The following is a 512-nucleotide window of genomic DNA, read 5'->3' as shown; positions in this document are numbered from 1 at the left end:
AAACCTCGACCCCATTCCCAAACATATAACGAATAGCCTTGGTCTCATAACGTGCCTTCAATCGCACAGCCTTTATATTGAACAGATTTTCAAGCCTCTGTACTTCTCTCTCTATTTCTCTATATTTTTCCTTCTTTACCATATCCATAACAATCTCCGACCCTCAGTTTGTGGGGTACTGGAAACTTATTGTAGCAGATAGAAATCAATATTTGACTTGTCATAGTGTCCGACTATGACAATTACATTGTCGTCGGTCCTGCGGAGCTTCAAAGATACCAGTCTGCAAGCTCCTGAAAGGCGTCCTGATTAGCTTCGAAGTATTCGGAATCCGGAACCTCAATAGGAGGCTCATCTATCTCTACTGGGTCTTGTAGACGCTCTATKTCGAGAACCTTTGACAGCATCCCATCTTCTAAGACGCTACCCCCCCCTCAACCCAAGTGAGATATCGTGTTAGTGTCAAGCATATATGCTTTTGCGGAATCATCCACCGCATTGATATCCCTGTT

1 protein-coding gene is annotated in these 512 nt (G+C 43.6%); it reads right to left on the bottom strand.

Annotated features, from left to right (window positions below):
• Nucleotides 1-269: 269 nt before the first annotated feature.
• Complete coding sequence (locus tag KP705_RS16885; protein WP_215765099.1) at nt 270-407, bottom strand: hypothetical protein; 138 nt, start codon at nt 405-407, stop codon at nt 270-272.
• Between the last annotated feature and the right edge of the window lie 105 nt (nt 408-512).

Origin of the sequence: Gluconobacter sp. P1D12_c, assembly GCF_018812105.1 — a bacterium.
GTDB classification, from domain to species: Bacteria; Pseudomonadota; Alphaproteobacteria; order Acetobacterales; family Acetobacteraceae; genus Gluconobacter; species Gluconobacter oxydans_A.
This window is presented reverse-complemented; position numbering and strand designations above follow the sequence as displayed.